Annotated in this window: 5 protein-coding genes; 4 read left to right on the top strand and 1 reads right to left on the bottom strand. The window is 43.3% G+C overall.

Going from position 1 to position 4,217, the window contains the following annotated elements:
• Positions 1 to 964: protein kinase domain-containing protein (locus tag F6K38_RS26170; protein ID WP_287357977.1), on the bottom strand; the 964-nt coding region annotated here is incomplete at its 3' end.
• Between the two features lie 329 nt (positions 965 to 1,293).
• Here F6K38_RS26170 and F6K38_RS26165 point away from each other — a divergent pair.
• From F6K38_RS26165 to F6K38_RS26150, 4 genes are all read left to right on the top strand, one after another.
• Positions 1,294 to 1,461 carry a hypothetical protein gene (locus F6K38_RS26165; RefSeq protein ID WP_008180164.1) on the top strand — a complete coding sequence of 56 codons (168 nt, stop codon included), beginning with the start codon at positions 1,294 to 1,296 and terminating at the stop codon, positions 1,459 to 1,461.
• Entirely contained in the window at positions 1,462 to 1,593 is a 132-nt protein-coding gene (locus F6K38_RS26160) for a hypothetical protein (RefSeq protein ID WP_267871990.1), read from the top strand. It abuts the gene before it with no gap.
• 349 nt (positions 1,594 to 1,942) lie between these two features.
• Complete coding sequence (locus F6K38_RS26155; RefSeq protein ID WP_287357974.1) at positions 1,943 to 2,359, top strand: hypothetical protein; 417 nt, start codon at positions 1,943 to 1,945, stop codon at positions 2,357 to 2,359.
• Positions 2,360 to 2,460: 101 nt separating this feature from the next.
• Positions 2,461 to 3,234 carry an ABC transporter permease gene (locus tag F6K38_RS26150; protein WP_287357980.1) on the top strand — a complete coding sequence of 258 codons (774 nt, stop codon included), beginning with the start codon at positions 2,461 to 2,463 and terminating at the stop codon, positions 3,232 to 3,234.
• Positions 3,235 to 4,217: the final 983 nt, after the last annotated feature.

The raw sequence follows: 4,217 nt of genomic DNA, 5'->3' as shown, positions 1-4,217 counted from the left end.
GAAAAGACTCGTGATAATTAGACGTTGATTGAGAGGGATTAGCAGAGGGCGCAGACTGAAGCTCCAACACCTCCAAAACTTGGTCTACAGACTGATAACGGTGCTGATAGCTTTCTGGGAGCAGCCGATCCATTATCCACCACAATTTTTCACTCACCGGTTGCTTTAAATGCTTTCGCCAACTATTTACCCAGCGATAGCCTTGTTTCTTCCACAAATCCCAAGGATGAACATTGGTCAGCAAATGAAAGCAGGTCGTGCCCAAACTGTATAAATCACTAGCAGCATAGGCTTTACCTCCCTCCATTTGTTCCATAGGCACATAGCCAAACGAACCGATAGTGGTGCCAGTGATATTAGCCATGACCGTAGCCCTCAATTGCTTGGCTATCCCAAAATCGATTAGTACTAGCTGACTCTTTTTTTCAGATCCTTGAGCCGCAGCAGGACGGCGAATGATATTACCTGGTTTAATGTCTCGGTGAATCACCTTCTGTTGATGCACAAACTTGAGAATAGTTAGCAGTTCAAATAAAACATCCTTAATCTTGTCTTCATTGAACGGTCCTGCTTCTGCCAACTCTTGCTCTAAGGTTTTCCCCTCGATATACTCTTGGAGCAAATATAAGCGCTGATCTTCTTCAAAGTAAGCTAGCAAAGTAGGGATTTGGGGATGTTGTCCCAGCCTTTGCAATTGTTTTGCCTCTTGGTCAAATAATGCTCGTGCCTTCTTGAGTGCCTTTGTTCCCTCAATTTGGGGGGCTAGCTGCTTAATCACACAGTGTTCATCCAATTTGTCCCTATCTTCTGCCAGATAGGTTTTGGAAAATCCCCCATCTCCGATGGGTCGAATCGGACGATAGCGGTTTTTTAGAAGTACTAGTTTGTTACCACAGCTTTGGCAAAACTGATTATCATCCGGATTAATGGGATTCTGGCAATCGGGATTAAGACAGCAGATCATACTGGCAGGTCATCAGGGAATTTGGGTATGACTAGGCCATTAAGAGGGTAGTTTTTTCCTGTTGATTTTCCTCTTAAGAGGGAGCATGTCACAGTTAAATGACATACGGTAGTACTTACGGTAGAAATTCCCTGGTATCAGGATGGTTTTAGTAGATGCTAGCGGTAGCTGTTAGCTAATCGGATCAAGTAGCAGGGATGGCCAAAAGGCCAGGCTACTTTAGGTGCTTTGCGGTTTCCGAGAGATTTGAATCGGTAATGGTGATACGATCAAGGATTTGAGCTGTTGACCAATCCTTATGATTAAGGGTGCTGGTTAATTTACCTTCAATGAATGATATTAGCAGAATTTTAGGAAATGCGATCGCAATCTGGTTATATTTTACCGGTTATCGGTTACAGGTTATCGGTTATCGGTTACAGGTTATCGGTTATCGGTTACAGGTTATCGGTTATCGGTTACAGGTTATCGGTTATCGGTTACAGGTTATCGGTTAGGTGGTTATTAAACCTTGGCCTTTCGGCCACGCGATCGCGTTCAACCTGTTTAACCTTCAACCTTCAACCTGTTTAACCTTCAACCTGTTTAACCTTGGCTTTTGGCCACGCGATCGCGTTCAACCTGTTTAACCTTCAACCTGTTTAACCTTGGCTTTTGGCCACGCGATCGCGTTCAACCTGTTTAACCTTCAACCTGTTTAACCTTGGCTTTTGGCCACGCGATCGCGTTCAACCTGTTTAACCTTCAACCTGTTTAACCTTCAACCTGTTTAACCTTCAACCTTCAACCTCTTTTAGGAACTATACTCTGTCACGGAAGTCATGGATTCATAGTAGGGACGACTGACGGCTGATAACTGAATGCTTACCATAGCTATTGTCAAGCCTAGGTATAACATAACAACGCTACCAGATATAATCTGATCTATCATTCTTTTATGGAATCTATTACCTCCGATCTATTACTTCTGAAACTACCATGAGAGCATCTAATCGAATTCCCCTAGTTTTGTTTCTACTGCGCCTCAGTGTTTTTATAGTAATGCTGATGTGGACAATCGATAAATTCGTGCGTCCTGAACATGCAGCTGCGGTCTATGAAAACTTTTACTTTATTAGTGGACTCGGTAACAGCATTTTTATTATTATTGGCGCTATCCAGCTAGTCATCATCATCAGTTTTTTAATAGGGTGGAAAAAACGATTTACTTATGGTAGCGTATTAGTATTTCATGGGGGATCAACTCTCTCATCCTATAAGCAATATATAAGCCCCTTTAATGATCCGAACTTGCTATTTTTTGCAGCCTGGCCAATGTTAGCAGCTTGCTTTGCCCTTTATTATCTCAGAGACCTTGATACGCTGTTTGTAATCGATAGGCGATCGGTAATTTAAAGATAAAATCTAGGGTTCAAGTTGAAAGTTGAAAGTTGAAAGTTGAAAGTTGAAAGTTGAAAGTAACAATTACCACATGAAAAATGATACACAGGATAATTATAAAATATTGGCGGGAAACCTGGGCTGTAGCACAGCGAATCTTGATTGAACTATGGCGAAGGCAGCGTAGCCTATTATTTTGGAGTATTTTTCCAATTACTGTGCTATTTCTCAACGGTTTAATTATGGCAGAACAGGCTCAGCTATCAACCGCTGAAGCATTTGAACGTGCTGCCCCAACTACTATTGTCGGTGCTGCTTTGTTTTTTAGCTGCTTAGGGGGTAGCGTCGCAACGGTAGTCTCAGAACGAGAACAGCAAATGCTCAAGCGTTTATTTCTCTCTCCATTAGGCGGCATATCCTATTTCTTAGGAATTTTTTTGGCTCACAGCTGCATTGGTACAGGTCAAGCCTTAGTGGTTTATACCATAGCAGCATTTTTGGGGGCAAGGTTTCAAGGTTCGGTGTTGTTAGGGGTATTGATTATTGTCCTGAGTATTATTGCTTATGTGGGAGTGGGATTTTTTCTGGGAACTCAATTAGCGCGGCGGACTGAGGACGTTAATGCCTTAGTGGGAACCTTCGGTGTACCTCTATTAATTTTGGGGGGTGCGTTTTTACCAACTGCTTTGTTTCCGGAACAGTTACTGGAAATCGCTAAGTTTAACCCAATTTATCATATGAACGAAGCCTTGCTGGGAGTATGGGCTGATGGGAATAGTTTGGTGCAAATCGAGTCTCATTTCTGGTTTTTGTTTGGCTTTTCCTCAGTGATGGTGATAGTCGGATGGTTGTCATACCAGGGGATGGTTCGGGTAGAGAGGAGATTGTGATTACCCACGGGAGTTTTGTGCAGGGTAACCTAGTTTAAACCCTTGAAGAATGAGGAGGTTTGCACAAACAAATAAACTTAAGTATAGTCGGGTCAGTTATCTATTACCTAGTAGGTAAGCATATGCGCTACGCGCACGCGTGCGCGTTCAGCCGTCAGCCGTCAGCCGTGAGCTTTTAGCTCACGCTACGCGTTCAGCTTAAAATAAACCTAAAACGAGAGAATTTAATAGTTCGAGATTAATGAGAATTGAAAGTCTGGGGAAAAGTCTATCAGCTAATGCTTCACAGGCTAGAAGCCTGTGAAGCATTAGCTGATAGCTGACCGCTGATAGCTGAATGCTTACCCTAGTACTCCTATAAAATCATCCGATTATCTTGACACTCCCCGCTAATCGCGAGACGGGGATTCCTAGATCAACGAGCCACCTTAAACCGTCGTGTTCCATCTTTGACGCCGCCAAAAACAGGACAGTACTCAAACCAAGAATCCGCTGTGCCAAATTCCTAGTCGATTCACGACAGACCCAGAGGGCAGTTCTCCTTAGGCGTATCGGCAAAGCCGACGCTACGCGAACGGGTACTTTAACCATTTCCCCAGGTTCCGGTGTGCCCCACCGTACCTTGTTGTTAAAAAGTGATTTTTCCTGGGTTCACACGCCAATTGCTAGTTGACGATTGGGTTTTTAAAGAGGATTCTCCCTGCCCTTACGGCATTACTACTTTGTGGTCAATCAGTTGCGGGTCTCTCTCCCGTCTGAGCCAACGGTTTTTCAGCCTGTACCTAATATTAGACTATATCATCTTTTCCAATGATTCCGGAAACCTACGCTTATTTTTCTAGGCGACTTTAGTCGCTGTGAGTCTTCATCCCCGGTTTAAAAACACGGGGCTTTCGACTTGTACGTCCCCGCGTAAAAAAAGTCTGATTAAATTGCCTTAGTATTGCTGAAGGTTTAACTAGTGCTAAATATCCATAAATTAA

It is taken from the genome of Moorena sp. SIO3B2, from assembly GCF_010692525.1.
Lineage (GTDB): Bacteria > Cyanobacteriota > Cyanobacteriia > Cyanobacteriales > Coleofasciculaceae > Moorena > Moorena producens.
This window is presented reverse-complemented; position numbering and strand designations above follow the sequence as displayed.